Raw genomic sequence first — 25,742 nt, 5'->3', positions numbered from 1 at the left:
GATAGCTTTAGATACATGGAGGACAAGCCGATGGAGTCCAAGGTCCAGCTCACCGACCCGCGCGCCCTGCGCGCCTACGCGCACCCCACGCGGATGTCGCTCGTCGGGCTGCTCCGCCGCGAGGGGCCGTTCACGGCGACGCGGGCCGCGGAGCTGACCGGCGAATCCGTCGCCAGTTGCTCGTACCACCTGCGGATACTCGCCAAATACGGCCTGGTGGAAGAGGCACCGCCAGGACCCGGGCGGGAGAAGCCGTGGCGGGCGACGGCCGAGTTCACGAGTTGGCCCGGCTACTCCGAGGACACGGCGGTCGCGTCGGCGGCCGAGGCGCTGACGGTGGCCGTCGCCGAGAACTACTTCCACCGGATGACGCGGGCCATCGAGACGCGCGGCGCACTGCCCCGGAAGTGGCAGGAGGCCGAGCGCTTCACGGACACGTCCCTGTATGTGACGCCCGACGAACTGACCGCGCTCGGCGAGGAGATCGACGCGCTCCTGGCCCGGTACGCCGACCGGATCAACGACCCGGCCCGCCGCCCCGAGGGCGCCCGGCGGGTGCCCTACCTCCAGATCGGCTACGTCGACCCCGAGCACCCCGAGGACGGCCGCCCTCCGGAACCCGACCCCGAGGAGAGGTGAGCGCCGTGGTGCCGGAACTGCTCAGGCAGCGCCCCTTCCGGCGGTACTGGACGGGCCAGACCGTCTCGCTGCTCGGCGACCAGATCACCTTCCTGGCCATTCCGCTCGCCGCCGTCCTCGTGCTGCACGCCGACGCGGCCCAGATGGGCTGGCTGTCGATGGCGGGCCTGCTGCCCGCGCTGCTGTTCTCGCTCCCGGCCGGGGCCTGGGCCGACCGACGCGGTCGCCGCAGGCAGACCATGATCGCCGTCGACCTGCTGAGGGCGGCCCTGATGGTCTCGCTCCCGGTGGGTTACGCCCTCGGGGTGCTCACCCTGGCGCAGCTCTACGCGGTCGCCTTCGCCGTCGGCACGCTCGCCGTCGTCTTCGACGTCTGCAACGCCACGCTGTTCGTGTCGCTGGTGCGCCCCGAGGAGTATGTGCGGGGCAATTCGCTGACCAGCGGCAGCCGGGCCTTCTCGTTCGTGGCGGGCCCCAGCGTCGGCGGCCTGCTCGTGCAGGTGCTCGCCGCACCGCTCGCGCTGCTCGCCGACGCCTGCTCGTATCTGGTCTCGGCCGTGCTGCTCGCGCGGATAGACCCGGTGGAACCACCGGCCGCGCCGCCGCGCAAAGGGCACTTCACGGCGGGGCTGCGCTTCATCGTCCGCTCCCGCGTGCTGCGCCCGCTCGCGGCGGCGGCTGCGACGGTGAACTTCTTCAACTTCGTCTTCCACACCCTGGTGATCCTCTACGCCGTCGAACAACTCGGCCTGAACGCGGGGCTGTTGGGCATGGCCATCGGGGCCGGCGCGGTCGGCAGCGTGATCGGCGCGGTGCTCACCGGACGGATCGCCCGGTCGATCGGGGTCGGGCCGACCCTGGTCCTGGGATTCATAGGGTTCCCCGCGCCGCTGATCCTGATCCCGTTGGCGACCGGGCCGACACCGATGCTGCTCGCCGCCTTCTTCGCCGCCGAATTCGCCTCCGGCTTCGGCCTGATGCTGCTCGACATCGCCAGCGGCTCCTTGCAGAGCGCCGTCATACCCGACGCCCTGCGCTCACGGGTCAGCGGCGCCTTCCGCACCGTCAACTACGGTGTCCGCCCGCTCGGCGCGCTCGTCGGCGGCACCCTCGGCAGCGCGATCGGACTGCGCCCGACGCTGTGGATCGCCACCGTCGGCGGCCTGCTCAGCGTGCTGTGGCTGCTGCCCTCGCCGATACCGCGCATACGCGAACTCCCCGACGAGGAGCCCGACCCGGCGGCGGAAGCGCAAGCGGAGACGGAAGCGGCGGCGGATCGGAAGGCGGCGGCAGCGACGTAGGCCCGCGCACGCCGCCCCGCGCAGGCCGCCCCGCGTACCCCGCCCCGCTACTCCAGCCAGCCCTCGAACTGCGCGGCCAGCGCGTCCAGCGCCGACGTGTCGAGACGGGCGTCGCTGTCCTCGACGACCACCAGCCACTGGGCGTCCTCGGCGTCGTCCTCGCCCGCGAGGGCGTCCCGGACCAGGTGCGGCTCCTCGCGCAGGGCGAAGCGCGCGGTCAGCAGCTCGGCGACCTCCTCCGCGGCGTCGCGGTCGGGCAGCACCAGCACATGTCGTACGTCGCTCACCGCACCAGTGTCCCCGACGCGGTGCGGCGATGTCCGACCCCCGTGGGATGCTGGGCGGCGATGGCCAGGAAGACTGCTTCAGACGACCCGCTCGCTCCGCTCACGCTCGCCGTGGGCCAGGAGGACCTGCTGCTCGACCGCGCCGTGCGCGAGGTGGTCATGGCGGCCCGCGCGGCCGACGCGGACACCGATGTGCGGGACCTGGCCCCCGAGGCGCTCCAGCCGGGCACACTGGCGGAGCTGACCAGCCCGTCGCTGTTCGCCGAGCGCAAGGTCGTGGTGGTGCGCAACGCGCAGGACCTGTCGGCGGACACGGTCAAGGACGTCAAGGCGTATCTGGCCGCGCCCGTCGAGGAGATCACGCTGGTCCTGCTGCACGCGGGCGGCGCCAAGGGCAAGGCGCTGCTGGACGCGGCGCGCAAGGCCGGGGCGCGCGAGGTGGCCTGCCCGAAGATGACGAAGCCCGCGGACCGGCTGGCGTTCGTGCGCGGCGAGTTCCGTACGCTGGGCCGCTCCGCGACGCCCGAGGCCACCCAGGCCCTGGTCGACTCGATCGGCAGCGACCTGCGGGAGCTGGCGAGCGCCTGCGCGCAGCTCGTCGCCGACATCGAAGGCACCATCGACGCGGCCGTGGTCGCCCGCTACTACACCGGCCGCGCCGAGGCCACCGGCTTCGAGGTCGCCGACCTCGCCGTCACCGGCCGTACCGCGGAGGCGCTGGAGCGGCTGCGCTGGGCGCTGTCCGTCGGCCAGCCGCTGCCCGGCATCACCTTCGCGCTGGCCTCCGGCGTCCGCGCCATCGGCAAGCTCGCCTCCGCGCCGCGCGGCGCCAACCCCGGCCAGCTCGCCAGGGACCTCGGCATGCCGCCGTGGAAGATCGACCGGGTCAGGCAGCAGATCCGCGGCTGGTCCGCGGACGGCGTCTCGACCGCCCTGCGGGCCGTCGCCGAGGCCGACGCCGCCGTCAAGGGCGGCAGCGCCGACCCCGCCTACGCCCTGGAGAAGGCCGTCGTCACCATCGCCCAGGCGTCCCGCGCCCGCTCCTGACCGGAGACCGGACCGCGCGCCCCTCGGACAGCGGCCCTCGGACAGCGACCCTCGTGGAGCGGCAGCACCCCTCCGACAGCACCCCTCCGACAGCGGCCCTCGGACAACAGAACCGCCCGTCCGGGACTCCCGGACGGGCGGTTCACGTCAGTGCTCTCACTGAGTGCGGTCGCGCCCGCGTGGCGAACGCAGATCGTGCGCGACCGCGGTGGTGCGAAGTGCGGGTCCGGGCGGTAGAGGGGCCGCTGGGTCCGGTTGCCCGCGATGAATCGAAAGAGCGGAGATCAGAGAGCGGAGACCGACTGAGCCAGCGCCGACTTCTTGTTGGCGGCCTGGTTCTTGTGGATGACGCCCTTGCTGACGGCCTTGTCGAGCTTCTTGGCGGCGAGACGAGCGGCCTCGGTGGCCTTCTCGGCGTCACCGGCGGCCACGGCCTCGCGGGTGCGACGGATCGCGGTCTTCAGCTCGGACTTGACGGCCTTGTTGCGCAGGCGCGCCTTCTCGTTGGTCTTGTTCCGCTTGATCTGGGACTTGATGTTCGCCACGAAAGAGCCTTCTCAGGTTCGATTGATACTTGGGTTGCTGCTTGGGGTGTGCTGCTCGGGGTTTGCCGCTTGGTACTGAAACGAGCAGATGCCTCGGGTTAGAGGGCACGAGGCACAGTGCTCCAGGCTACCAGCCGTTCACAGGACGGCCCAAACCGGTGCCGGTGCCGCAACCATGGGACGATAGCCCTTACGCCAGCCCCGCTCGCCCCGAGCAACCAGCCCGCCCGACCCGAGAAAATGGACCCTGCGTGCCCGCGACCCCTTCCCATGTGCCGGAGCCGAGCCGTACCGACCCGGCGTTGATCCGCAACTTCTGCATCATCGCGCACATCGACCACGGCAAGTCCACCCTCGCCGACCGGATGCTCCAGCTCACCGGCGTCGTCGACGCACGCCAGATGCGCGCCCAGTACCTCGACCGGATGGACATCGAGCGCGAGCGGGGCATCACGATCAAGTCGCAGGCCGTCCGGCTGCCCTGGGCGCCGACCACGGGCGACGGCACCGGCAGCACGCACATCCTGAACATGATCGACACCCCGGGCCACGTCGACTTCACCTACGAGGTCTCGCGGTCGCTCGCCGCCTGCGAGGGCACGGTCCTGCTGGTCGACGCGGCGCAGGGCATCGAGGCGCAGACCCTCGCCAACCTCTACCTGGCGATGGAGAACGACCTGACGATCGTTCCCGTGCTGAACAAGATCGACCTGCCGGCCGCCCAGCCGGAGAAGTTCTCCGAGGAGCTGGCCAACCTCATCGGCTGCGACCCCTCCGATGTGCTCAAGGTCTCGGCGAAGACCGGCGTCGGCGTGGACGCGCTGCTCGACCGGGTGGTCCAGGACGTGCCGCCGCCGGTCGGCGTCGCCGACGCGCCCGCCCGCGCGATGATCTTCGACTCGGTCTACGACTCCTACCGGGGCGTGGTCACCTACGTCCGTGTCATCGACGGCCAGCTCACCAAGCGTGAGCGGATCAAGATGATGTCCACCGGCGCCACCCACGAACTGCTGGAGATCGGCGTCTCGTCGCCCGAGATGAAGCCGCACGACGGCCTCGGCGTCGGCGAGGTCGGCTATCTGATCACGGGTGTGAAGGACGTACGGCAGTCCAAGGTCGGTGACACCATCACCACCTTGAACCGCGGCGCGACCGAGGCGCTGGGCGGCTACAAGGACCCCAAGCCCATGGTGTTCTCCGGCCTCTACCCGCTGGACGGCTCCGACTACCCCGAGCTGCGCGAGGCGCTGGACAAGCTCCAGCTCAACGACGCGGCGCTGGTCTACGAGCCGGAGACGTCCGCCGCCCTCGGCTTCGGCTTCCGCGTCGGCTTCCTCGGCCTGCTGCACCTCGACGTGATCCGCGAGCGCCTGGAGCGCGAATTCGGACTCGACCTGATCGCGACCGCGCCCAACGTGGTCTACCGCGTCGTCATGGAGGACCGCACCGAGCACACGGTCACCAACCCCAGCGAGTTCCCCGAGGGCAAGATCGCCGAGGTCTACGAGCCGGTGGTCAGGGCGACGGTGCTGGCGCCCACCGAGTTCATCGGCGCGATCATGGAGCTGTGCCAGAACCGGCGCGGCTCGCTGCTCGGCATGGACTACCTCTCCGAGGACCGGGTCGAGATCCGCTACACCCTGCCGCTGGCCGAGATCGTCTTCGACTTCTTCGACAACCTGAAGTCCAAGACCCGCGGCTACGCCTCGCTCGACTACGAGCCCACCGGCGAGCAGAGCGCCGACCTGGTCAAGGTCGACATCCTGCTGCACGGCGACAAGGTGGACGCCTTCTCCGCGATCACCCACAAGGACAAGGCGTACGCGTACGGCGTCCGGCTGGTGGCCAAGCTGCGCGAGCTGATCCCGCGGCAGAACTTCGAGGTGCCGATCCAGGCCGCCATCGGCGCCCGCGTGATCGCCCGCGAGACCGTCCGCGCCATCCGCAAGGACGTGCTGGCCAAGTGCTACGGCGGTGACATCTCGCGTAAGCGCAAGCTGCTGGAGAAGCAGAAGGAAGGCAAGAAGCGGATGAAGATGGTCGGCAACGTGGAGGTGCCGCAGGAGGCGTTCATCGCCGTCCTGTCGACCGACTCCGAGGGCGAGTCGAAGGCGAAGAAGTAGAAGAAGCAGGTGAGGGGCGGGGTCCGGGGCCGAAGCGGCAGGGGATGAGGCGAACGGGGCATCCGGGGCAACCGGCGGGCCTTCCCCTCTTACGCGCCGGGCGTCGGCCCTCTACCCTGATCCGACGTAGGTTACTGGTGAGTTAAGAACACAGGCGCGGGCCCGGAGGTTGTCGTGACCGACACACAGACGTTGATCGAGAATCGGCCGCCCTCCGTGGCGACGCTCTTTCTGGAGCGCGTGACGGCGACCCCCGACGCGGAGGCGTACCGCTTCCCCGTCCCGTCCGAGAGCGGCCAGGGCCCCGACACCTGGCAGGCGCTCACCTGGGGCGCCGCCGCCGAGCGGGTCTACGCCATCGCCGCCGGCCTGATGGACCTCGGCATCCGGCCCGAGGAGCGGGTGGCGATCTCGTCCAACACCTCGGTCGACTGGATCCTCGCCGACCTGGGCATCCTGTGCGCGGGCGCGGCCACCACCACCGTCTACCCGAGCACCAACGCCGACGAGACCGCGTTCATCCTCGCCGACTCCGGCAGCCGCGTCCTGATCGCGGAGAACGCGGCGCAGCTCGCCAAGGCCCGCGAGCGCCGCGCGGAGCTGCCCGAGCTGACGCATGTCGTGGTCATGGACGCGGCCGGGGCGGCCGACACGGACGGCGACGGCTGGGTGCTGTCGCTCGACGAGCTGATCAAGCGCGGCGCCGCCTACCTGGAGCGGCACCCGGCCGCCGTCACCGACGCCGTCGCCGCCATCACCAAGGACCAGCTCGCCACCCTCATCTACACCTCCGGCACCACGGGCCGCCCCAAGGGCGTCCGGCTGCCGCAGGACTGCTGGGCGTACATGGCGCGCGCCATCGAGGCGATCGGGCTGCTCGACGAGAACGACGTGCAGTACCTGTGGCTGCCCCTCGCGCACGTCTTCGGCAAGGTGCTGACCGCCGGGCACATCACCGTCGGCCACGTCACCGCCGTCGACGGCCGCGTCGACAAGATCATCGAGAATCTGCCGGTCGTCCAGCCGACCTACATGGCCGCCGTGCCGAGGATCTTCGAGAAGGTCTACAACGGGGTCGCCGCCAAGGCCAGGGCGGGCGGCGGCGCCAAGTACAAGATCTTCCTGTGGGCGGCCGAGGTCGCCCGCGAGTACGCCAAGGCCGCGCAGAACAGCATGCGGCTGACCGGCGTCCCGACCGTGCCGGTCGGCCTGCGCACCAAGCACGCGATCGCCGACAAGCTCGTCTACGCCAAGATCCGCGAGGCGTTCGGCGGGAAGCTGCGCGCCTGCGTGTCCGGCTCGGCCGCGCTCGCCCCCGAGATCGGCTACTTCTTCTCCGGCGCCGGAATCCACATCCTGGAGGGCTACGGCCTCACCGAGTCCAGCGCCGCCAGCTTCGTCAACCCCGGCGAGTCCTACCGCACCGGCACCGTCGGCAAGGCGCTGCCCGGCCTGGAGGTCCGGATCGCCGAGGACGGCGAGATCCTGCTGCGCGGCCCCGGCATCATGCAGGGCTACCACGGGCTGCCGGAGAAGACCGCCGAGGTGCTGGAGTCCGACGGCTGGTTCCACACCGGCGACATTGGCGAACTGTCGCCCGACGGCTTCCTGAAGATCACCGACCGCAAGAAGGACCTGATCAAGACCTCGGGCGGCAAGTACATCGCGCCCGCCGAGGTCGAGGGACAGTTCAAGGCGGTGTGCCCCTTCGTCAGCAACGTCCTGGTCGTCGGCGGCGGCCGGAATTTCTGTACGGCGCTGCTCGCCCTCGACGAGCCCACCATCCTCGTCTGGGCCGCGGAGCACGGCCTCGAAGGCCGCTCGTACGCCGATGTCGTCGGCACTGACGAGGTCCGCGAACTCATCGCCGGCTACGTCCAGCGCGTCAACGACAACCTCCAGCGCTGGCAGCAGATCCGCGAATTCCGCGTCCTGCCGCGCGACCTCGACATCGAGCACGGCGACCTCACCCCGAGCCTGAAGCTCAAGCGCCCGGTCGTCGAGCGCGAATTCGCCCCGCTGATCGAGGAGATGTACGCCGGAGCGCGCGAGGCGTAAGCCTCCGCGAGCGGCGCGCAGGGTACCCCTCGCGGGCGCGCCGCGCCCGGAGTTGGCCGGGCGGGGACCGATTCGGGGGACCCCGGGGGTCACGCGGCGCGTTCGGACGGGTTCGGTGTGTCACGGTGTGTGCGTTGTCGCCGCATCCTCGGGAGCCGCCTGTGAGGCTCGACCCGCCACGCCCCCGCGAGGGCACCGGCACCCGTACCGCCAGCACCCGTACCGGCGCCGGTATCAGCACCGGCACCGCTGCCGGGACCACGCTGCCCGGCAATCAGCTCGCGGCGGGCGCCGCCCGGCGCTTCCTGCGGGCCGCGCTCGCCGACTGGACGAGCCAGGGCCTGCCGGAGGCCGCCGCGTTCACCGAACAGGTCGTGGACGACGCGATCCTGCTGGTCAGCGAGCTGGTGACCAACGCGGTGATCCACGCGGGCACCACCGTGGACGTCCTGTGCCGACTGGAGACGAGAGCGCAGGCGGCGGCGGAGGCGTTCGGGGACAGCGGGTCGCGGGAGCCCGGTCTGGTGATCGAGGTGTCCGACCAGTACCCGGCACGGGTGCTGCGCGGCGACGACCGGCCGGACCCCGGCGACCACAGGGAAGGCGGTCGCGGCCTGCAACTCGTCGCCGCCCTGTCCGACGCCTGGGGCATCAGCTACCGCCGCGACCGTAAAACCGTCTGGTGCCGCCTCGACCTCACCGGCCCGCCCCCGCCTGACGGGAGCGAAGATGAGAGCGAGGAACCGCTACGGCGCGGCCTGCGGGCCGCCGAGATCCTGGCGCCCGCGCCCTCCGGCTCCGCCCGGAAAGCGGACTCCGACTGGATCAACCGCGGCTCCCTGTCCTTCCTCGCCGAGGCGTCCGACCTGCTCGCGGGCCAGCTCGACGAGGACAACGTGGCCGTGCTGGCGACCCAGCTCCTCGTGCCGCGGCTCGCGGACTGGTGCGCGGTCTGGCTCTACGGGACCGGCGGCCGGCCACGGCTGTCCAGCGTCTGGCACGGCGCGGAGCACCGTATCGACGGCCTGCGCGCCGTACTGGAGAAAACCCCGCCCCCGCCGGGCCTGCGTTCCGGCACCCGCCTCGGCGGCGCCATGCCGTGGCCCTGGCCGGCCACCGACGACATGTGGGAGCACGGCGGCGCGCTGGCCGTACCGCTGGTCGCCGCCGGGCGCTGGCACGGCACGCTGCTGCTCGGCCGCACCGGCCTGCTCGGTCTGCCGGGCGAGGTCGTCGGCCTGGTCGAGGACTTCGGGCGCCGGGTCGCGCTCGCCGTGGACACCGCGCGGCAGTACGCCCGCCAGGCGATGATCAGCACCGTCCTGCAACGCGGCCTGCTGCCGCCCGCCGCGGGCCGCATCCCCGGCGTCGACCACGCCGTGGTGTACGAGCCCACGGCCGGCGACTGGGTCGGCGGCGACTTCTACGACCTGTTCCCCGCGGGCGACGGCCGCTGGTGCTTCGCCCTCGGCGACGTCTGCGGCAACGGCCCCGAGGCCGCCTCGCTGACCGGTATCGCCCGCCCGGTCCTGCGGCTGCTGGCCCGCGAGGGCTACGGCGTCCCCGATGTCCTCGACCGCCTCAACAAGGCGCTCGCCGACGAGGCCGCCACCGCCCTGATCGGCGAGACCGGCGACTGGGAGGGCGGCCAGGCCCGCTTCCTGTCGCTGCTCTACGGCGAGATCGTGCCGTACGCCACAGGCCGCGGCGCCCGCTGCACGCTCGCCTCGGCAGGCCACCCGCTGCCGCTGGTCCTCACCCCGGACGGGCGGGTACGCGAGGCCGCGAGCCCGCAGATGCTGCTCGGCATCGGCGACGACTCGCGGTACGACTGCGAGTCCTTCGACCTCACCCCCGGCGAGACACTGCTGTGCGTCACCGACGGCGTCACCGAACGCCGCCGCGGGCACCGGCAGTTCGACGACGACGACGGCCTGGCGGCGGCGCTCGGCGGCTGCGTGGGGCTGAACGCCGTCGCCGTCGCGGAACGCATCCGGCGCGCGGTCCACGAGTACGACGACGCGCCGCCCGCCGACGACCTGGCGCTGCTGGTCCTCCAGGCGAGGTGAGCGCGCCGGGACCGGCGTCCGAGCGGGGCCGGGACCGGGACCCGAGCGGGGCCGCAACCGGCATCCGAGCGGGATCGGGACCGCGACCCGAGCGAGGCCGGCGACCGTGCGGATTCGGGCACCTCGCGCGTACCGGATACTGGACAGATGCCTTCCGTACTGCCTGATGGTGAGCCCGTGCCCGCGGACGGGACGCTGCCCGCGCACGCGCTCGACGGGGCGGCGGACCGGCCGCTCGGCTTCTACCTGCACGTGCCGTACTGCGCGACGCGCTGCGGCTACTGCGACTTCAACACCTACACCGCCACCGAATTGCGCGGCTCGGGCGGCGCCCTGGCCTCCCGCGAGAACTACGCGGACGTGCTCACCGACGAGATCCGGCTGGCCAGGAAGGTCCTGGGCGACGACCCGCGCCCGGTCGAGACGGTCTTCGTCGGCGGCGGCACCCCGACGCTGCTGCCCGCCGCCGACCTCGTCCGCGCCCTGGCCGCGATCCGCGACGAATTCGGCCTCGCCGACGGCGCCGAGATCACCACCGAGGCCAACCCGGAGTCCGTCGACCCCGGCTACCTCGCGGAACTGCGCGCGGGCGGCTTCAACCGGGTGTCGTTCGGGATGCAGAGCGCGCGGCAGCACGTACTGAAGGTGCTGGACCGCACCCATACCCCTGGGCGGCCCGAGGCATGCGTCGCCGAGGCGCGCGCCGCCGGATTCGAGCACGTCAACCTCGACCTGATCTACGGCACGCCGGGGGAGTCCGACGACGACTGGCGCGCCTCCCTGGACGCGGCCGTCGCCGCGGGTCCCGACCACGTGTCCGCGTACGCGCTGATCGTCGAGGAGGGCACGCGGCTCGCCCGGCGGATCCGGCGCGGCGAGGTGCCCATGACCGACGACGACGTGCACGCCGACCGCTACCTCATCGCGGACGAGCGGCTGGCCGCCGCGGGCTTCACCTGGTACGAGGTCTCCAACTGGGCCACCACCCCCGCCGGGCGCTGCACCCACAACGAGCTGTACTGGACCGGCGCCGACTGGTGGGGCGCGGGGCCCGGCGCCCACAGCCACGTCGGCGGCGTGCGCTGGTGGAACGTCAAGCACCCCGGCGCCTACGCGCAGGCCCTCGGCGAAGGACGCTCACCCGGCGCCGGGCGGGAGATCCTCACCGCGGAGGACCGCCGCGTCGAGCGCGTCCTGCTGGAACTGCGCCTCGCCGACGGCTGCCCCCTCGCCCTCCTCGCCGAGGAGGGCGCCCGCGCCGCCGCCCGCGCGGTAACGGACGGCCTCCTGGAGGCCGGTCCTTACGCGGACGGCCGCGCCGTCCTCACCCTGCGCGGCCGACTCCTGGCCGACGCCGTCGTCAGGGACCTGGTCGACTAGGAGCCGCCCCGGGGCGGCTCCTTACGGCGCCGCCACGAAGTCGATCAAGTGCTCCACCGCGCCCAGCAGCTCCGGCTGGAGGTCCTTGTAGGTGTGGACCGAGGCCAGGATTCGCTGCCACGCCTCACCCGTCGTCATGTTCCAGCCGAGGCTGCGGCAGACCCCCGTCTTCCAGTCCTCGCCGCGCGGGACGCGCGGCCACTCCCGGATGCCGACGGAGGACGGCTTCACGGCCTCCCACACGTCGATATAGGGGTGGCCGACGATCAGGACGTCCGCCCCGGTGACCGCCGCCGCGATACGGGACTCCTTGGAGCCCGGCACCAGGTGGTCGACCAGGACGCCCAGGCGGGCGTCGGGCCCCGGCGAGAAGGACTCGACGATGGCCGGGAGGTCGTCCACCCCCTCCAGGTACTCGACCACGACGCCCTCGACGCGCAGGTCGTGCCCCCAGACGCGTTCGACCAGCTCGGCGTCGTGCCGGCCCTCGACGTAGATCCGTCCGGCGCGCGCCACCCGCGCCTTCGCGCCGGTGACCGCGATCGAGCCGGAGGCGGACAGCAGGGGCCCGCGCGGGCCGGGCGCCTGCGGGCGGACGAGGGTGACCTGCTTGCCGTCGATGAGGAAGCCGCGCGGCTCCATCGGGAAGACGCGGTGCTTGCCGAAGCGGTCCTCCAGCGTGACCGTCAGCCCCTCGGCGGTCTTCTCCACCCGCACCACGGCCCCGCAGAAACCGGTGCCGACCTCCTCGACCACCAGATCCCGCTCCGCGGCCACCTCGGGCGCGGGCGTACTCCGCTTCCACGGGGGAGTGAGGTCGGGGTCGTCGTAACTCCTGCTGCGCATGAGGGAGATCGTAACCAGGGCGGCTACGCGACGGACCCGAAGCGGGCCGCCAGCGCGTCGCGCTGGGCCCGTACGAAGCGGGCGTCGACCACCGCGCCGTGGCCGGGCACGTAACGGGCCGTCTCGCCGCCGAGGGCGAGCAGCGCGTCCAGGGTGCCGGGCCAGCGGTCGGGCGCCGCGTCGTCGTCGGCCTGCGGCTCGCCCGACTCCTCGACCAGGTCGCCGCAGAAGACCACGGCGGGATCGCTCGGGGTGGCGCCCGGCACGACCACGACCAGGTCATTGCGGGTGTGGCCGGGGCCGGGGTGGACCAGCAGCACCGGACGGTCGCGGCCCAGGTCCAGGGCGTACTCACCGCTGACCGGGTGGCCGGGCAGCACCAGGGCCTCGGCGGCCCGCGCCGCCTCCGCCGGGTCGGTGCCGAAGGCGACCGCCGACTCGCGCAGCGCCTCCCGCTCGCGCCGCAGCAGCGCGGCCAGCGACGTCTGCCCGTACACCTCGGCGCCGGGGAAGGCCGCCGTGCCGAAGACGTGGTCGAAATGGCCGTGGGTGAGCGCGACATGGGTGACGGTCCGGCCGGTCAGCGCCTCGACCTGGGCCCGCAGCTCGGCGCCCTCCCGCAGCGTGGAGCCGGTGTCGACCAGCAGCACACCGTCGTCGCCGACCACCAGTCCGATGGTCACATCCAGATGCGGCAGCCGCCGCCGCGCGACACCGGGAGCCAGCTGCTCCCACCCCGTGCCCTCCACCGGCTCCGCCGGTTCCGCAGATCTCACGTGACCGACGCTATCGCCGCCGCGCCCGCGCCGCCCGTCGTCCGCCGCCGTCCCCTGCCGCCCGTCGCCGACCGCCGCTCCGTCGCCTCGTACCGCCGCCCATCCCGCCACACTTCGCCCACCCGTACGGTGCCCTTGCCTCGCCCTCGCTACCTCGCCGTACACTTGCTGCGGGGCGGCTGGCACTCGAAACGCAGGAGTGCCAGGCCAGGGCGGTTTTAAGGACCGGTAGACGGACGAGGCCATACGGCTGGAGGTGCGCGATGCTGAGCGAACGCAGGCTCGAAGTGCTGCGTGCCATCGTCCAGGACTATGTCGGGACCGAGGAGCCGGTCGGCTCCAAGGCGCTCACCGAACGGCACCGGCTGGGCGTCTCGCCCGCCACCGTGCGCAACGACATGGCGGTCCTGGAGGACGAGGGATACATCGCCCAGCCGCACACCAGCGCTGGCCGCATTCCCACCGACAAGGGCTACCGGCTCTTCGTCGACAAGCTCGCGGGCGTCAAACCGCTGTCGTCGGCCGAGCGCCGCGCGATCCAGAACTTCCTGGACGGCGCGGTCGACCTCGACGACGTCGTGGGCCGTACGGTACGGCTGCTCGCGCAGCTCACCCGGCAGGTCGCCGTCGTGCAGTACCCGTCGCTGACCCGCTCGTCGGTCCGGCACGTGGAACTGCTGCCGCTGGCGCCCGCCCGCGTGATGCTCGTGCTGATCACCGACACCGGCCGCGTCGAACAGCGGCTCATCGACTGCTCCGCGCCGATCGGCGAGACCGTGCTCGGCGACCTGCGCGCCCGGCTCAACAGCCGGGTCGTCGGCCGCCGCTTCGCGGACGTGCCCCCGCTGGTCCAGGACCTGCCGGACGGCTTCGACCCGGACGACCGCCCCGCGGTCACCGCCGTGCTCGCCACGCTCCTCGAAACGCTCGTCGAGGAGACCGAGGAGCGGATCATGCTCGGCGGCGCGGCGAATCTCACCCGGTTCAACCACGACTTCCCGCTGACGATCCGGCCGGTGCTCGAAGCCCTCGAAGAGCAGATGGTGCTCCTCAAACTGCTCGGCGAGGCCAAGGATTCGGGCATGACCGTACGGATCGGTCATGAGAATTTTCACGAGGGGCTCAATTCCACTTCGGTGGTGGCGGTCGGCTACGGTTCGGGCGACGAGGCAGTCGCCAAACTCGGCGTGGTCGGACCGACCCGCATGGACTACCCCGGAACGATGGGAGCGGTACGCGCAGTGGCACGTTACGTCGGACAGATCCTGGCGGAGTCGTAAGTGGCCACGGACTACTACGCCGTTCTCGGCGTGCGCCGCGACGCAGGCCCGGACGAGATCAAGAAGGCGTTCCGCCGGCTCGCCCGTGAGCTGCACCCGGACGTCAATCCGGACCCCAAGACGCAGGAGCGGTTCAAGGAGATCAACGCCGCCTACGAGGTGCTCTCCGACCCGCAGAAGAAGCAGGTCTACGACCTCGGCGGCGATCCGCTGGCCGCCGGTGGCGGAGGCGGCGCGGGCGGCTTCGGCGCGGGCTTCGGCAACTTCAGCGACATCATGGACGCCTTCTTCGGGCAGTCGCAGCAGCGCGGGCCGCGCTCGCGCACCCGGCGCGGCCAGGACGCGATGATCCGGCTGGAGATCGAGCTGGACGAGGCCGCGTTCGGCACCACCAAGGACATCCAGGTCGACACCGCCGTGACCTGCGGCACCTGCAACGGCGAGGGGGCCGCGCCCGGCACCGCCGCGCAGACCTGCGACATGTGCCGCGGTCGCGGCGAGGTCTCCCAGGTCACCCGGTCCTTCCTCGGCCAGGTCATGACGTCCAGGCCCTGCCCGCAGTGCCAGGGCTTCGGCACCGTCGTGCCCACCCCCTGCCCCGAGTGCGCGGGCGACGGCCGGGTCCGCTCCCGCCGTACGCTCACCGTCAAGATCCCCGCGGGTGTCGACAACGGCACACGTATCCAGCTCGCGGGCGAGGGCGAGGTCGGCCCCGGCGGCGGCCCGGCCGGTGACCTCTACGTCGAGATCCGCGAGGTCCCGCACCCGGTCTTCCAGCGGCGCGGCGACGACCTGCACTGCACGGTCACCATCCCGATGACGGCCGCGTCCCTCGGCACCAAGTGCCCGCTGGAGACGCTGGACGGCCTGGAGGAGATCGACATCAGGCCCGGCACGCAGTCCGGCCAGTCCATCCCGCTCCACCAGCGCGGTGTCACGCACCTGCGCGGCGGCGGGCGCGGCGACCTCGTCGTGCACGTCGAAGTCCTCACCCCCAGCAAGCTCGACGCCGAGCAGGAGAATCTGCTGCGGCAGCTCGCCGTGCTGCGCGGCGAGGAGCGGCCCCTGGGGCAGTTCGCGCCGGGCCAGCAGGGCCTCTTCTCCCGTCTCAAGGACGCCTTCAACGGGCGGTAGCGCGCCCGCGCTCCGCGCGAGGATTCCCCTGCGGGGGGGGTGAGCCGGTCTTTTCAGGGGCGCGGGGAACCGCGGACCGGCCGAATGGCTCCCGCGGGTCACCACCGGCCCCAGAGGGGCGGATCGGCATGTCCTCGGACCACCGGCCCGGCGGGGGCTTGTCGCGCGGTTCCCCGCGCCCTGAAAAACGAGGCACCGCCTCACGTGAGGCGGACGCGGGGGCCACGCCCCGCACGGGGTACCGCACCTCGCCGGGAGGCGGCATGGCACGATGAACGGCATGTCCGCGTTGACCGATCTCTCGTCGTTCTCGGCGTATCCGATCATTCAGGCGCCGATGGCCGGAGGCGCGTCGAATCCGCAGCTCGCCGCGGCCGTGGGGGCGGCGGGCGGCCTGGGCTTTCTGGCCGCCGGGTACAAGACCTCCGAGGCGATGTACGAGGAGATCCGGCAGGTCCGGCATCTCAGCTCGCACCCGTTCGGGGTGAATCTGTTCATGCCGCAGCCCGCGACGGCCGATCCGTCCGCGGTCGCGGTGTACGCCGAGCAGCTGGCGGGGGAGTCCGCCTGGTACGGGACGCCGCTGGGCGACCCGGACAGCGGGACCGACGACGCGTACGACGCGAAGGTCGCGATCCTGCTGGAGGACCCGGTCCCGATGGTGAGCTTCACCTTCGGGTGCCCGGAGCGCTCGGTGCTCGACGCCTTCGCGAAGGCCGGTACGTACACCGTCGTGACGGTGACCTCGCCGTCCGAGGCGCTGGCCGCGCAGTGGTCGGGGGCGGACGCGGTGTGCGTCCAGGGCGTGGAGGCGGGCGGCCACCAGGGCACGCACCGCGACGACCCGCAGCTCGACGGCGCGGGTTTCGGGCTGCTGTCGCTGGTGCCGCAGGTACGCGAGGCCGTGCAGCTGCCGCTGATCGCGGCGGGCGGGCTGATGCGCGGCGGGCAGGTCGCGGCGGTGCTCGCGGCGGGCGCGGACGCGGCGCAGCTCGGCACGGCGTTCCTGGTCTGCCCGGAGTCCGGGGCGAGTCCGCTGCACAAGCGGGCCGTCACCGATCCGGTCTTCGCCCGCACCGAACTGACCCGCGCCTTCTCCGGGCGGCCCGCGCGCGGGCTGCTCAACCGCTTCATCCGCGAGCACGGGCCGTACGCGCCGCCCGGATACCCGCAGATCCACCACCTCACCTCCGGGCTGCGCAAGGCCGCCGCCGCGGCGGGCGATCCGCAGGGCATGGCCCTGTGGGCCGGTCAGGGCCATCGGCTGGCCCGTGACGTCTCCGCCGGGCGCCTGGTCGAACTCCTCGTCGAAGAACTCCACGCCGCCCGGGAGGCGCTCGCATGACGGCCCCCGTCTTCCTCGTCGAACCCGCCGCGCTGGACGGCTCCCCGTCCACCGTCACCCTCACCGGGCCCGAGGGGCGGCACGCGGTCTCCGTGCGCCGCCTCACGCCCGGCGAGGCGATCGTCCTCACGGACGGGGGCGGGCGCGGTGCCTACGGGGTGGTCGCCGCCGTCTCCGGCAAGGACGTGCTCGACGTCGAGGTACGCGAGACGCGGGTCGAACCCGAGCCCGCCGTGCGGATCACCGTCGTCCAGGCGCTGCCCAAGGGGGACCGCGGGGAGCTGGCCGTCGAGACCATGACGGAGGCCGGGGTCGACGCCGTCGTTCCCTGGGCGGCGGCCCGCTGTGTCACCCAGTGGCGCGGTGACCGGGGCGCCAAGGCCCTGGCGAAGTGGCGGTCCACCGCGCGGGAGGCCGCCAAGCAGGCGCGGCGCCTGCGATTTCCCTCCGTGGCGGACCTGATGACGACCCGTCAGGTCGCCGGGCTGTTGGCCGGCGCCGAATTCGCCGGGGTCCTCCATGAGGAGGGCTCGGCCGCGCTGGCCTCCGCCGCGCTGCCCGCGTCCGGGTCCGTCGTACTCGTCGTCGGGCCGGAAGGCGGGGTCTCCGCCGAGGAGATCGCCACGCTCGCCGCCACCGCCTACCGCCTGGGCCCCACCGTCCTGCGCACCTCCACCGCCGGGGTGGCCGCCGCCTCCGTCCTCCTCGCCCGCACCGGCCGCTGGTCCTGACCTTCCGACCCACCCGGCCTTACGGGCGGGGCAGCCACCCGTAAGGGGAAGGTCCTGCCTTCGGGGGATTTACGGGAGGGCGGTCGCGGGCGGAGGTTGGGGGGATGGGACGAATGGGGACATGGGGAGCCGGGGGGATGGCCGTGACGGCCGCCCTCATGGCGATGACGATCAGCGGATGCGACCCGGCGGACGGGCTGGGGGCGAGCGCGGTGTCGGCGACGACCGACCAGTTGGCGACGCGGGCGCTCAAGAAGGACAACATTGACGTGAGTTGGCTGTCGTGCAGCGCGACGACGGGCAGGACCGAGGACGACGTCGACTGCCTCGGCCGGACCGACCACGACGAGAAGATCACCGTAAAGGGCACGGTGACCAAGCAGTTGGACGACAAGTGCGTCCAGGGCCACCTGACCGCGGTGGTCGGAAAGAAGACCGTCTTCGACGTACGAGGTCTCGGAAACTGCTCGGCGAAGACATGATCGCCGTCGCTAGGCTGGCGTGGTGACCGACCACGACCAGCACGTGACGCGGCAGCCGCGCCCGAGCGCGCCGCAGCCCTCCTACCTCCGACACCCGCACCCGCACGGCGACTTCCTCGCGTTCGCCGCCGAGGACGACGTGTGGGTCGCGCCGCTGGACGGCGGCCGGGCGTGGCGGGTGAGCGCGGACAACATGCCGGTCGGACGGCCCAGGGTCTCGCCCGACGGCGAGTGGGTGGCGTGGACGTCGACCAGGGACGGGGCGCCCGAGGTGCACGCCGCGCCCCTGGAGGGCGGCCAGGCCAGCCGGTTGACGTACTGGGGCAACGTACGGACGGCCGTGCGGACGTGGACGCCGGACGGCGAGCTGGTCGCGGTCACGCCGTACGGCGAGGCGTCCTCGCGGCGGACATGGGCGCGGGCGGTGCCGCTGGACGGCGGGCCCGCGCGGACCCTGCCGTACGGCCCGGTCGGCGATCTCGCGTACGGCCCGGACGGCGCGGTGCTGATCCAGTCGCCGACGATGAGCAGGGAAGCCGCGCACTGGAAGCGCTACCGCGGCGGCACGGCGGGCAAGTTGTGGATCGACCGCGCGGGCGACGGCGCCTTCGAGCGGGTGCACCAGGACCTCGACGGCAACATCGAGTGCCCGATGTGGGTCGGCGACCGCATCGCGTTCCTGTCCGACCACGAGGGCGCCGGAGCGCTCTATTCGAGCCTGCCCGACGGCACCGGCCTGCGCCGCCACACCCCCGCGGACGGCATCGACGGCTTCTACGCCCGGCAGGCCGCCACCGACGGCGCCCGCGTGGCGTACATGGCCGGGGGCCGCGTCCACCTGCTGGACGACCTGACCGACGCCGACGCGGCACCGCGCGAGATCGAGGTACGCCTCGGCGGCCAGCGCGCCGACCTGCGGCCGTACCCCGTACGCGCCGCCCGGTACCTCGGGGACGCGCGCCCCGACCACACCGGCCGGGGCAGCGCCCTGGAGATCCGCGGCACCACGCACTGGCTGACCCACCGCGGCGGCCCGGCAAGGGCGTTGGCGGCCGACCCCGGCGTCCGTACCCGGCTGCCGCGGGTGTTCGGGCAGGGCGGCGCCGACGGCGAGCAGCAGGTGGTGTGGGTCACCGACGCGGACGGCGAGGACGCCCTGGAGGTCGCCCCCGCCGTCGGCCTGCCGGCCGGCGCCGCGCCGCGCAGGCTCGCCGCGGGCCGCCTGGGCCGGGTGCGGCACATGGAGGTCTCGCCGGACGGCCACCGCATCGCCGTCGCCTCGCACGACGGCCGGGTGCTGCTGGTCGAGACGCAGACCGGCGAGGTGCGCGAGGTGATCGCGGGCGACTCGGGCGACGCGTCCGGCCTCGCCTTCTCACCCGACTCGGCCTGGCTCGCCTGGTCGCAGCCGGGCCCCGGCGAACTGCGGCAGTTGAAGATCGCCGCCACCGCCGACCTGTCGGTGGCCGACGCGACCCCGCTGCGGTTCAACGACTTCGCGCCCGCCTTCACCGCCGACGGCCGCCACCTGGCGTTCCTGTCCGAGCGCGCCTTCGACCCTGTCTACGACGCGCACGTCTTCGACCTGTCCTTCCCCAACGCCTGCCGCCCGCACCTGATCACGCTGTGCGCGACGACGCCCTCGCCGTTCGGCCCGCAGCGCCACGGCCGCCCGTACGACGCCGACGAGGACGACCAGGACGGCCCGGCCAAGGAGGAGCAGGACGGCGCGGGGAAGGAGAGCGGCGGCGAGGGCAAGAAGGACGACCGGCCGCGTACGCCCGTCACCCGCGTCGACCTGGAGGGCCTGGCCGACCGGATCGTGCCCTTCCCCGTCGAGGCCGGGCACTACTCGGGGCTGCGCGCCGCCAAGGGCGGTGTGCTGTGGCTGCGCCACCCGCTGGTCGGCGCGCTCGGCGCGGCCCTGGCCACCCCGGACGCCCAGCCGCCCAACACCGTGCTGGAGCGGTACGACCTGGCGCAGCTCCGTATCGAGGAGATCGCCGACGACGCCGACGCCTTCGCGGTCACCGGCGACGGCGCCAAAGTGCTGCTCACCAACGGATCGCGGCTGCGGATCACGCCCGCCGACAGCAAGTCCGACGCGGACGACGAATCCGGCGGCTCCGTCACCGTCGACCTGACCCGGGTCCGGGTCACCGTCCGCCCGCAGGACGAGTGGCGGCAGATGTACGACGAGACGCACCGGCTCATGCGCGACAACTTCTGGCGCGCCGACATGGGCGGCGTCGACTGGGCGGCAGCGGGCGAGCGCTACCGGCCGCTGCTCGACCGGATCGCCACCCACGACGACCTGATCGACCTGCTGTGGGAGCTGCACGGCGAGCTGGGCACCTCGCACGCCTACGTCATCCCGTCCGGTGGCCACTTCGACCCGCTGCACCGGCAGGGTCTGCTCGGCGCGGACATCTCCCGTACGGAGGACGGCGGTTGGCGGATCGACCGGGTGCTGCCCGGCGAGTCCTCCGACCCGTACGCCCGCTCCCCGCTGGCCGCGCCGGGCGTCGCCGTCCGCGCGGGCGACCTCCTGCTGGCGGTGGACGGCCACCGGGTCGACCCGGTGACGGGACCGGGGCCGCTGCTGGTCGGCACCGCGGGCAAGCCGGTGGAACTGACCGTCGCCCCCGCCGCGGGCGGCCCCGCACGCCATGTCGTGGCCGTACCGCTCGCCGACGAGGAACCGCTGCGCTACCACGACTGGGTCGCCGACCGCCGCGCCCACGTCCACCGCGCGTCCGGCGGGCGGCTGGGCTATCTGCACGTGCCCGACATGGTCGGCAGCGGCTGGGCGCAGCTCCACCGCGACCTGCGCGTCGAGGTCGCCCGCGAGGGCCTGGTCGTGGACGTCCGCGAGAACCGCGGCGGCCATACGTCGCAGCTCGTCGTGGAGAAGCTGGCGCGCCGGGTCGTCGGCTGGGACCTGCCGCGCGACGCGCACCCGGTCAGCTATCCGCAGGATGCCCCGCGGGGGCCGATTGTGGCTGTCGCCAACGAGTTCTCCGGGTCCGACGGGGATATCGTCAACGCCGCGATTCGGGCTCTCGGCATCGGGCCTGTGGTCGGTACCCGCACCTGGGGCGGGGTCATCGGTATCGACAACCGATACCACCTGGTCGACGGGACGGCTGTCACGCAGCCGAAGTACGCCTTCTGGTTGGAGGGGTACGGCTGGGGCGTCGAGAACCATGGGGTTGATCCGGACGTCGAGGTTGTTCACGCTCCGCAGGATTCGGTTGGCGGGCGGGATCCGCAGCTTGACACTGCCGTGGGCATGGCGCTTGCCGCGCTGGAGGAGTCTCCGGCCAAGAGGCCGCCGGCGCTGCCGGGTATGGGCGGTTGATCGGGTCGGCGGTGGTTGGCCCTTCGGGCCTGGTTTTTCCCGCCCGCCCACCCGTGCGGGTGTTTTCTTCGTCTGCGGGTGCCGCTTGTGCCTGGGTCGGTGCCGGTCCGGGGCACCTCCTCGAAATGCGGCTGCCTGGCCCTGTGTATCCGGTGCCGTTCTTGTCACCGCATTTCTGCGGGGGCACCCCGGCCCGTCCCCTCCCGGTACGTCGGCGTCCGACGGTCCGGTGGGGGTTGCCGGGGAAGGGGGTGGCCCAGGAGCGGAGGACCCGAGGTCCCCGCATGCCTCATCTGTCCGTGTCGGTCCGTACGAAGGGAACCCCGATGTCCCGGCCTGGAGACCGACCCCCGGCGCTGCCGCCCGCTGTCGACTCCATGACGTTGCTCGTCGCGGCCGTCATCGTCCACGACACCGTTGCCGACCGGGTCCTGCTGCTCCAGCGCGGTGAGCGGTCCAAATTCGGCCAGGGCATGTGGGACCTCCCGGTCGGCAAGAGCGACCCGGGGGAGCCGGTCACCGCCACGGCCGTGCGCGAGCTGTACGAGGAGACCGGCCTCACCGTCGACCCCGGCGACCTGACCCTCGCCCACGTCGTGCACGGCGCGTGGGGCGTGGAGTCCCCGGCCGGATTCCTCACCGTGGTCTTCGCCACCCGCACCTGGCACGGCCAGCCGGAGAACCGCGAGCCCGGCAAGCACAGCCAGGTCCGCTGGACGCCCGTCACCGACCTCCCCACCCCCATGGTCCCGTCCACCGACCTCGCCCTCCGCTCCTACCTCGACGGCGGCCTGGCCATCTCCCTCCACGGCTGGCCCCCGACACCCCCACCCGATCCCCGTCCTCCCTCATAACCCTCCACCCCTCCCCGCCCGGCCCGCACCCCCCGCCTGCCCTGGGCGGACGGCCAGTCGCGCAGGGCCCGGACCCCACCCAGAGGTACCGACGAAATGGGCCTTACCGAGTGACGAAACGCAGGCATGGGCCGGTCGTTGGTGCGGCTCGCCGGTTGCGAGGACTCTTCCCACGTCGTGGCGGGTGGCGATGGTGCTGTTCTTCGAGGCAGGAGGGCGTCCTGGTCCTGGTCGGGTCGGTTTGGGTGCACGGGGCAGCTCGCCGTCGTGGTCGAGCCAGGCCGCCCGTTTCGTGAGGCGGGGATGGAGCCGGTCCCAGGCCCGGGCGGTGGCCTTCCCGTAGAGTCGGGTCTCGGTGACGGTCACCGCGTGTTCCTGGCCCCAGGTGTCGGGCTGTCCGAAGACGAACTCACCACCATGTTTGGGCGGTCGCCCGGCTGTGACCAGTTCCTCCACGACTCGGCGGAGCTGGGCGACCGTGACGGCGCAGACGTCGGCGCCGGGTTCGAGGCGGACCGCGTCCAGAGGTGCGGTCCACGAGGTCCGGCCGCTCTCCAGGGCGACGACGATCGAGTAGCCAGCCGGGGATCATCCGGTGCTCGTCCTTGCCCCGTCCGTAGGTGTGGCAGAACGAACGGTCCGGCGCGGTGCCGGCGTCCGGCCGCAGCCACGGGCTCACGTCCACCGCCAAGATCAGGCGGCCGTCGGCCGCCCGCGGCAGCTCGGCCAACCGCCGTCGCAGCCGGTCCCGTCGACTGCACCGTTGTTCAGCGCGGCATAGGGGGAGCCGTGTCCGCGTCGGTGCTCGGGCGCCAATGACAGGTCCACCAAGGTCTTGACCGGTCCGTCCGTGCACAGCAACGCGTCCGCCAGCTCGAACAGCGCGTCACCCCGCGCGGTGAGGGAGTCGTAGAAATCGCCCCGAAAGCGTGACAGTCTCGCGAATGCCTGCTGGCGGGCGTCCTGGTGGAGCAGACCCGGCACTGCGGCCTCCATGTCGAACCCTGTTCCCCGTAGCTGAGTTCAGGATTATGCGAAGGCCGACCTTTCGTCCGGAGAATCGCCGTTTGGGTGGAAGCCGCCCCTCTTGAAGCGCTCAGGCGCTGACGTCCTCAACCACCTCGCAGTCCCCAGTCGTCCAGGCCCGAATAGATCAGCGCGGTGCGTGCTCTGGGAAAGGAGAGGGATTCAGCCTCACCCGTGTACATCGCCACCAACGATTCGCTTCCCCGCCACCACGTGTCGGCCAGGCCCCGCACCTCTATTACCGGCTCGTAGGCGTCCAGGTCGATGCCGTCGACATCATCGCCCGTGACCTTGGTGATCTGCTTTGCCCACATGGATGCGTGGTGAGTCAGCGCGAGCGACTCCACCCAGCCCTCGACGGTCGCGTGGAGTGGCGTCCAACGGTCCGCATGGATGCCGAACTCATCATTTGGTCCGATCATGAACGAGTAGGGGACGGCGGTACGCTGCGGTCCGGCTTCGAACCACCACCCTTCGGAGGCAGAGCCTTCCGGCGAGTCCGGATCGAAGAACTTGGGGCCGCCGTCGTACTGCGATGCAGGCGGCAGGAGCAGACCGCCCCAACGTTCTTGACACGCCGCCATCCGGTCGATCGTCGCTGCTGGAATAGCTCGCTCCAGCCACCACTGCCTGTGCGCCTCGACGGATCGGAGGTCTACTTTGACGCCGTGCGAGCTGACGAACGACCGGGCGCGTGGCGTCAGGCCATTGGGCACGCTGTTGAAAAGATTAAGGTCCACCAGGGTGACGCTACCGAGCCGCGATACAGGATCCGGGCCCAGGGCCCGCCCGCCAGCAGTAGCGATGCCCACTGGCGTGACCACAACACTCTCGGGCACACCGCAATACCGGTTCGAGCTTCCGGGACACCGACTCGATGATCCCCCGGACATTAAATGGCAAGCTCAGCTTGTTCTTTATGGTCTGAGCCGCTTTGAGAGTGCGTGACACGACTCGTTCAGCTGCTGAGTAGGGTTGTGGTCATGGCCAAGGGGATGGGGCGGCGGCCCAAGGCGGATCTGGACAGCGGCATCGAGGACGTGACGCTGTCCATCCTGGAGTGGCTTGGCGAGCAGGGAGTCGGTGCCATGATCCGGGTCGACGCGGAGCGCATGCGTGACGGTCAGCCGGCGTGGACGTTCGCTGCTTCAGGTGGGCCGCTGGGCGGTGGGATGAGGGCGGACGGGGCCTCGGTCGCCGAGTGCATGGACGTGGCACTGCTTCGATTGCGCGAGGCCGGGCTGGCTGTTCCATTCTGACGTTGTACTCCGTCTCTGAGCTGATCGCGTTCGATGATGCTTTCGGGGCGTCTGGTGGTCTTGCCCACGTCGTAGCGGGTGGTGGGGTGCCGGTTTTTCGAGCCGGGTGGCCTGCCGGGGCCCGGCTGGCTTGGTTTGGGTGCACGCGCCGGGCAGGGCAGGTTCGGGCGGAGGTTCCTGAACCCCCGGCGGACTCGGGCCGGGGTGAGTCGGCCGGGCCCGGCGGGCTTCTCCCAGGGGTGGCGTAAGTCGGCGGCGGCCTCGCGCAGGAGGCGGATCTGGGTGTGGGCGGCGATGATCAGCCAGGTCCAGCGCTCGCCGGCCTCGGGGGTTCGCAGCTTCGGACGGGTCCACCCGAGGGTCTGTTTCATCAGCCTGAGGAGGTGCTCGATGTCGAACCTCCTCAAGAACGCCTGCCAGCGCACGTCGACGTCCTCGCTGTTCAGGCCAGTGGCGGACGACCAGAGCCAGAGCGGGAGTGGGTCGCCTCCGCCGGGCAGGCGGTCGACCTGGAGGCGGATCAATGTGCCTTCGATGACGGGGAGTTCGCCGGTGTGGTCGATCCGGGCGGGGCGGGTGGTCAGACGGGGGTGGATGCCGGCTTGGCGAAGCGGAACTCCTTGCCGTGCTTCGGGGGTCGCCCGCCCTGGGGGTAGGACAGGGCGTACTTCTTGAGCGAGGGCGTCGGCCGTCGCATGACGCGGTCGGAGCGCATCCGCCCCAGCACCTCGACCGGGAGGCCGGCCAGGAGGTGGGCCATGCGCGGGGCGTCGTAAGCGGCGTCGAAGACGATGAGGATGTCGCGATCGCCGAAGTGCCAGCGGCCTATCTCGATCAGGTCCGTGACGACCCGGCGGAGTTGGGCGGCGATGACCTCGGCGACGTCGTCCTCGGGTCCGAGACGGACGGCGTCCAGGAGCTGGCACCAAGACGTCCGGCCCGATTCGAGGGCGGCGACGAAGGAGTACGGCCAGCCGGGGATGAACTGGTCCGAGGACCGTCCCACGCCGGTGTTCGGCCGTCAGCGTCAGATTCACCGGCGTGGTCACCGGCCCGTCCGCGCACAGCACCGCGTCGGCCCGCCCTCAGCCCGGTCGGCCCCGCTCAACTCCGCGGCCACACGCTTCCGAAACCGCTGATCCTGCCGCCACTTCCTACCGCGGCAGGCCGACGAACGGAACCTCGTCCAAGCCGGAGCC

Annotated in this window: 20 protein-coding genes and 2 pseudogenes; 15 read left to right on the top strand and 7 right to left on the bottom strand. The window is 72.1% G+C overall.

From position 1 onward, the window contains the following. Positions 1–15 precede the first annotated feature (15 nt). Together ACIOC1_RS11020 and ACIOC1_RS11015 are read left to right on the top strand one after the other, a co-directional pair. Positions 16–639 (top strand): helix-turn-helix domain-containing protein, encoded by a 624-nt coding sequence (locus ACIOC1_RS11020; protein ID WP_391160306.1) that lies wholly within the window; start codon positions 16–18, stop codon positions 637–639. Next, positions 636–1,940: an MFS transporter gene (locus ACIOC1_RS11015; protein ID WP_401715481.1), complete on the top strand. Its 1,305-nt coding sequence runs from the start codon at positions 636–638 to the stop codon at positions 1,938–1,940. The genes ACIOC1_RS11020 and ACIOC1_RS11015 overlap by 4 nt, the downstream gene beginning before the upstream one ends. Before the next feature lie 47 nt (positions 1,941–1,987). Here ACIOC1_RS11015 and ACIOC1_RS11010 read toward each other — a convergent pair whose 3' ends face one another. After that, complete coding sequence (locus tag ACIOC1_RS11010; RefSeq protein ID WP_391047534.1) at positions 1,988–2,227, bottom strand: hypothetical protein; 240 nt, start codon at positions 2,225–2,227, stop codon at positions 1,988–1,990. Between the two features lie 60 nt (positions 2,228–2,287). Between ACIOC1_RS11010 and holA the strand changes: the two genes are divergently transcribed. Beyond that, positions 2,288–3,274 carry a DNA polymerase III subunit delta gene (gene holA, locus ACIOC1_RS11005; RefSeq protein WP_355348876.1) on the top strand — a complete coding sequence of 329 codons (987 nt, stop codon included), beginning with the start codon at positions 2,288–2,290 and terminating at the stop codon, positions 3,272–3,274. A 284-nt stretch (positions 3,275–3,558) separates the two neighbouring features. Here holA and rpsT read toward each other — a convergent pair whose 3' ends face one another. Then, positions 3,559–3,819 (bottom strand): 30S ribosomal protein S20, encoded by a 261-nt coding sequence (rpsT, locus tag ACIOC1_RS11000; protein ID WP_188280821.1) that lies wholly within the window; start codon positions 3,817–3,819, stop codon positions 3,559–3,561. 251 nt (positions 3,820–4,070) lie between these two features. On the opposite strand from rpsT, the gene lepA reads away from it, so the two are divergent. The 4 genes from lepA to hemW all read left to right on the top strand — a co-directional run bounded on the left by lepA (position 4,071) and on the right by hemW (position 11,449). Continuing rightward, a complete protein-coding gene (gene lepA / locus ACIOC1_RS10995; RefSeq protein WP_355348872.1) occupies positions 4,071–5,942 on the top strand; it encodes a translation elongation factor 4 in 1,872 nt (623 codons plus the stop codon). Between the two features lie 174 nt (positions 5,943–6,116). Then, positions 6,117–8,000, top strand: a complete 1,884-nt coding sequence (locus ACIOC1_RS10990) for an AMP-dependent synthetase/ligase (protein WP_355348869.1) — start codon at positions 6,117–6,119, stop codon at positions 7,998–8,000. A 161-nt stretch (positions 8,001–8,161) separates the two neighbouring features. Beyond that, positions 8,162–10,069 carry a SpoIIE family protein phosphatase gene (locus tag ACIOC1_RS10985; protein ID WP_401853359.1) on the top strand — a complete coding sequence of 636 codons (1,908 nt, stop codon included), beginning with the start codon at positions 8,162–8,164 and terminating at the stop codon, positions 10,067–10,069. Positions 10,070–10,216: 147 nt separating this feature from the next. Then, the gene (gene hemW / locus ACIOC1_RS10980) at positions 10,217–11,449 is read left to right on the top strand and encodes a radical SAM family heme chaperone HemW (RefSeq protein WP_401853356.1); all 1,233 of its coding nucleotides are present in this window, start codon (positions 10,217–10,219) and stop codon (positions 11,447–11,449) included. Between the two features lie 21 nt (positions 11,450–11,470). Here hemW and ACIOC1_RS10975 read toward each other — a convergent pair whose 3' ends face one another. Next, the gene (locus ACIOC1_RS10975; RefSeq protein WP_391047525.1) at positions 11,471–12,295 is read right to left on the bottom strand and encodes a DUF3097 family protein; all 825 of its coding nucleotides are present in this window, start codon (positions 12,293–12,295) and stop codon (positions 11,471–11,473) included. 23 nt (positions 12,296–12,318) lie between these two features. Continuing rightward, complete coding sequence (locus ACIOC1_RS10970; protein WP_391047523.1) at positions 12,319–13,071, bottom strand: MBL fold metallo-hydrolase; 753 nt, start codon at positions 13,069–13,071, stop codon at positions 12,319–12,321. A 263-nt stretch (positions 13,072–13,334) separates the two neighbouring features. Between ACIOC1_RS10970 and hrcA the strand changes: the two genes are divergently transcribed. From hrcA to ACIOC1_RS10935, 7 genes are all read left to right on the top strand, one after another. After that, on the top strand, positions 13,335–14,351 hold the full coding sequence (gene hrcA, locus ACIOC1_RS10965) for a heat-inducible transcriptional repressor HrcA (RefSeq protein ID WP_355348857.1): 1,017 nt from the start codon (positions 13,335–13,337) through the stop codon (positions 14,349–14,351). Further along, positions 14,352–15,485 carry a molecular chaperone DnaJ gene (gene dnaJ / locus ACIOC1_RS10960; protein ID WP_355348854.1) on the top strand — a complete coding sequence of 378 codons (1,134 nt, stop codon included), beginning with the start codon at positions 14,352–14,354 and terminating at the stop codon, positions 15,483–15,485. 280 nt (positions 15,486–15,765) lie between these two features. Further along, complete coding sequence (locus ACIOC1_RS10955) at positions 15,766–16,830, top strand: nitronate monooxygenase (protein WP_391116785.1); 1,065 nt, start codon at positions 15,766–15,768, stop codon at positions 16,828–16,830. Continuing rightward, a complete protein-coding gene (locus ACIOC1_RS10950) occupies positions 16,827–17,561 on the top strand; it encodes a 16S rRNA (uracil(1498)-N(3))-methyltransferase (RefSeq protein WP_391047518.1) in 735 nt (244 codons plus the stop codon). The genes ACIOC1_RS10955 and ACIOC1_RS10950 overlap by 4 nt, the downstream gene beginning before the upstream one ends. Before the next feature lie 137 nt (positions 17,562–17,698). Then, positions 17,699–18,043 (top strand): hypothetical protein, encoded by a 345-nt coding sequence (locus tag ACIOC1_RS10945; protein WP_401304461.1) that lies wholly within the window; start codon positions 17,699–17,701, stop codon positions 18,041–18,043. Positions 18,044–18,065: 22 nt separating this feature from the next. Continuing rightward, on the top strand, positions 18,066–21,404 hold the full coding sequence (locus ACIOC1_RS10940; protein ID WP_401853351.1) for a S41 family peptidase: 3,339 nt from the start codon (positions 18,066–18,068) through the stop codon (positions 21,402–21,404). Between the two features lie 377 nt (positions 21,405–21,781). Beyond that, complete coding sequence (locus tag ACIOC1_RS10935) at positions 21,782–22,258, top strand: NUDIX domain-containing protein (protein WP_401853348.1); 477 nt, start codon at positions 21,782–21,784, stop codon at positions 22,256–22,258. 252 nt (positions 22,259–22,510) lie between these two features. Here the strand turns inward: ACIOC1_RS10935 and ACIOC1_RS10930 are convergent. Together ACIOC1_RS10930 and ACIOC1_RS10925 are read right to left on the bottom strand one after the other, a co-directional pair. Next, positions 22,511–23,254: pseudogene (locus tag ACIOC1_RS10930) on the bottom strand (transposase); the annotation flags it as partial. A gap of 116 nt (positions 23,255–23,370) precedes the next feature. Further along, positions 23,371–24,024: a hypothetical protein gene (locus ACIOC1_RS10925; RefSeq protein WP_355344482.1), complete on the bottom strand. Its 654-nt coding sequence runs from the start codon at positions 24,022–24,024 to the stop codon at positions 23,371–23,373. Between the two features lie 243 nt (positions 24,025–24,267). Here ACIOC1_RS10925 and ACIOC1_RS10920 point away from each other — a divergent pair, with 243 nt between their 5' ends. Beyond that, complete coding sequence (locus tag ACIOC1_RS10920) at positions 24,268–24,543, top strand: hypothetical protein (protein WP_391160286.1); 276 nt, start codon at positions 24,268–24,270, stop codon at positions 24,541–24,543. A gap of 26 nt (positions 24,544–24,569) precedes the next feature. On the opposite strand, the pseudogene ACIOC1_RS10915 reads toward ACIOC1_RS10920, so the two are convergent. Then, a pseudogene (locus tag ACIOC1_RS10915) lies at positions 24,570–25,546 on the bottom strand (transposase); the annotation flags it as partial. Positions 25,547–25,742 lie beyond the last annotated feature (196 nt).

Origin of the sequence: Streptomyces sp. NPDC088197, from assembly GCF_044741185.1 — a bacterium.
Classification (GTDB): domain Bacteria; phylum Actinomycetota; class Actinomycetes; order Streptomycetales; family Streptomycetaceae; genus Actinacidiphila.
Note: the sequence above shows the minus strand (reverse complement) of the source record. Positions and strands in the feature narration are given on the sequence as shown.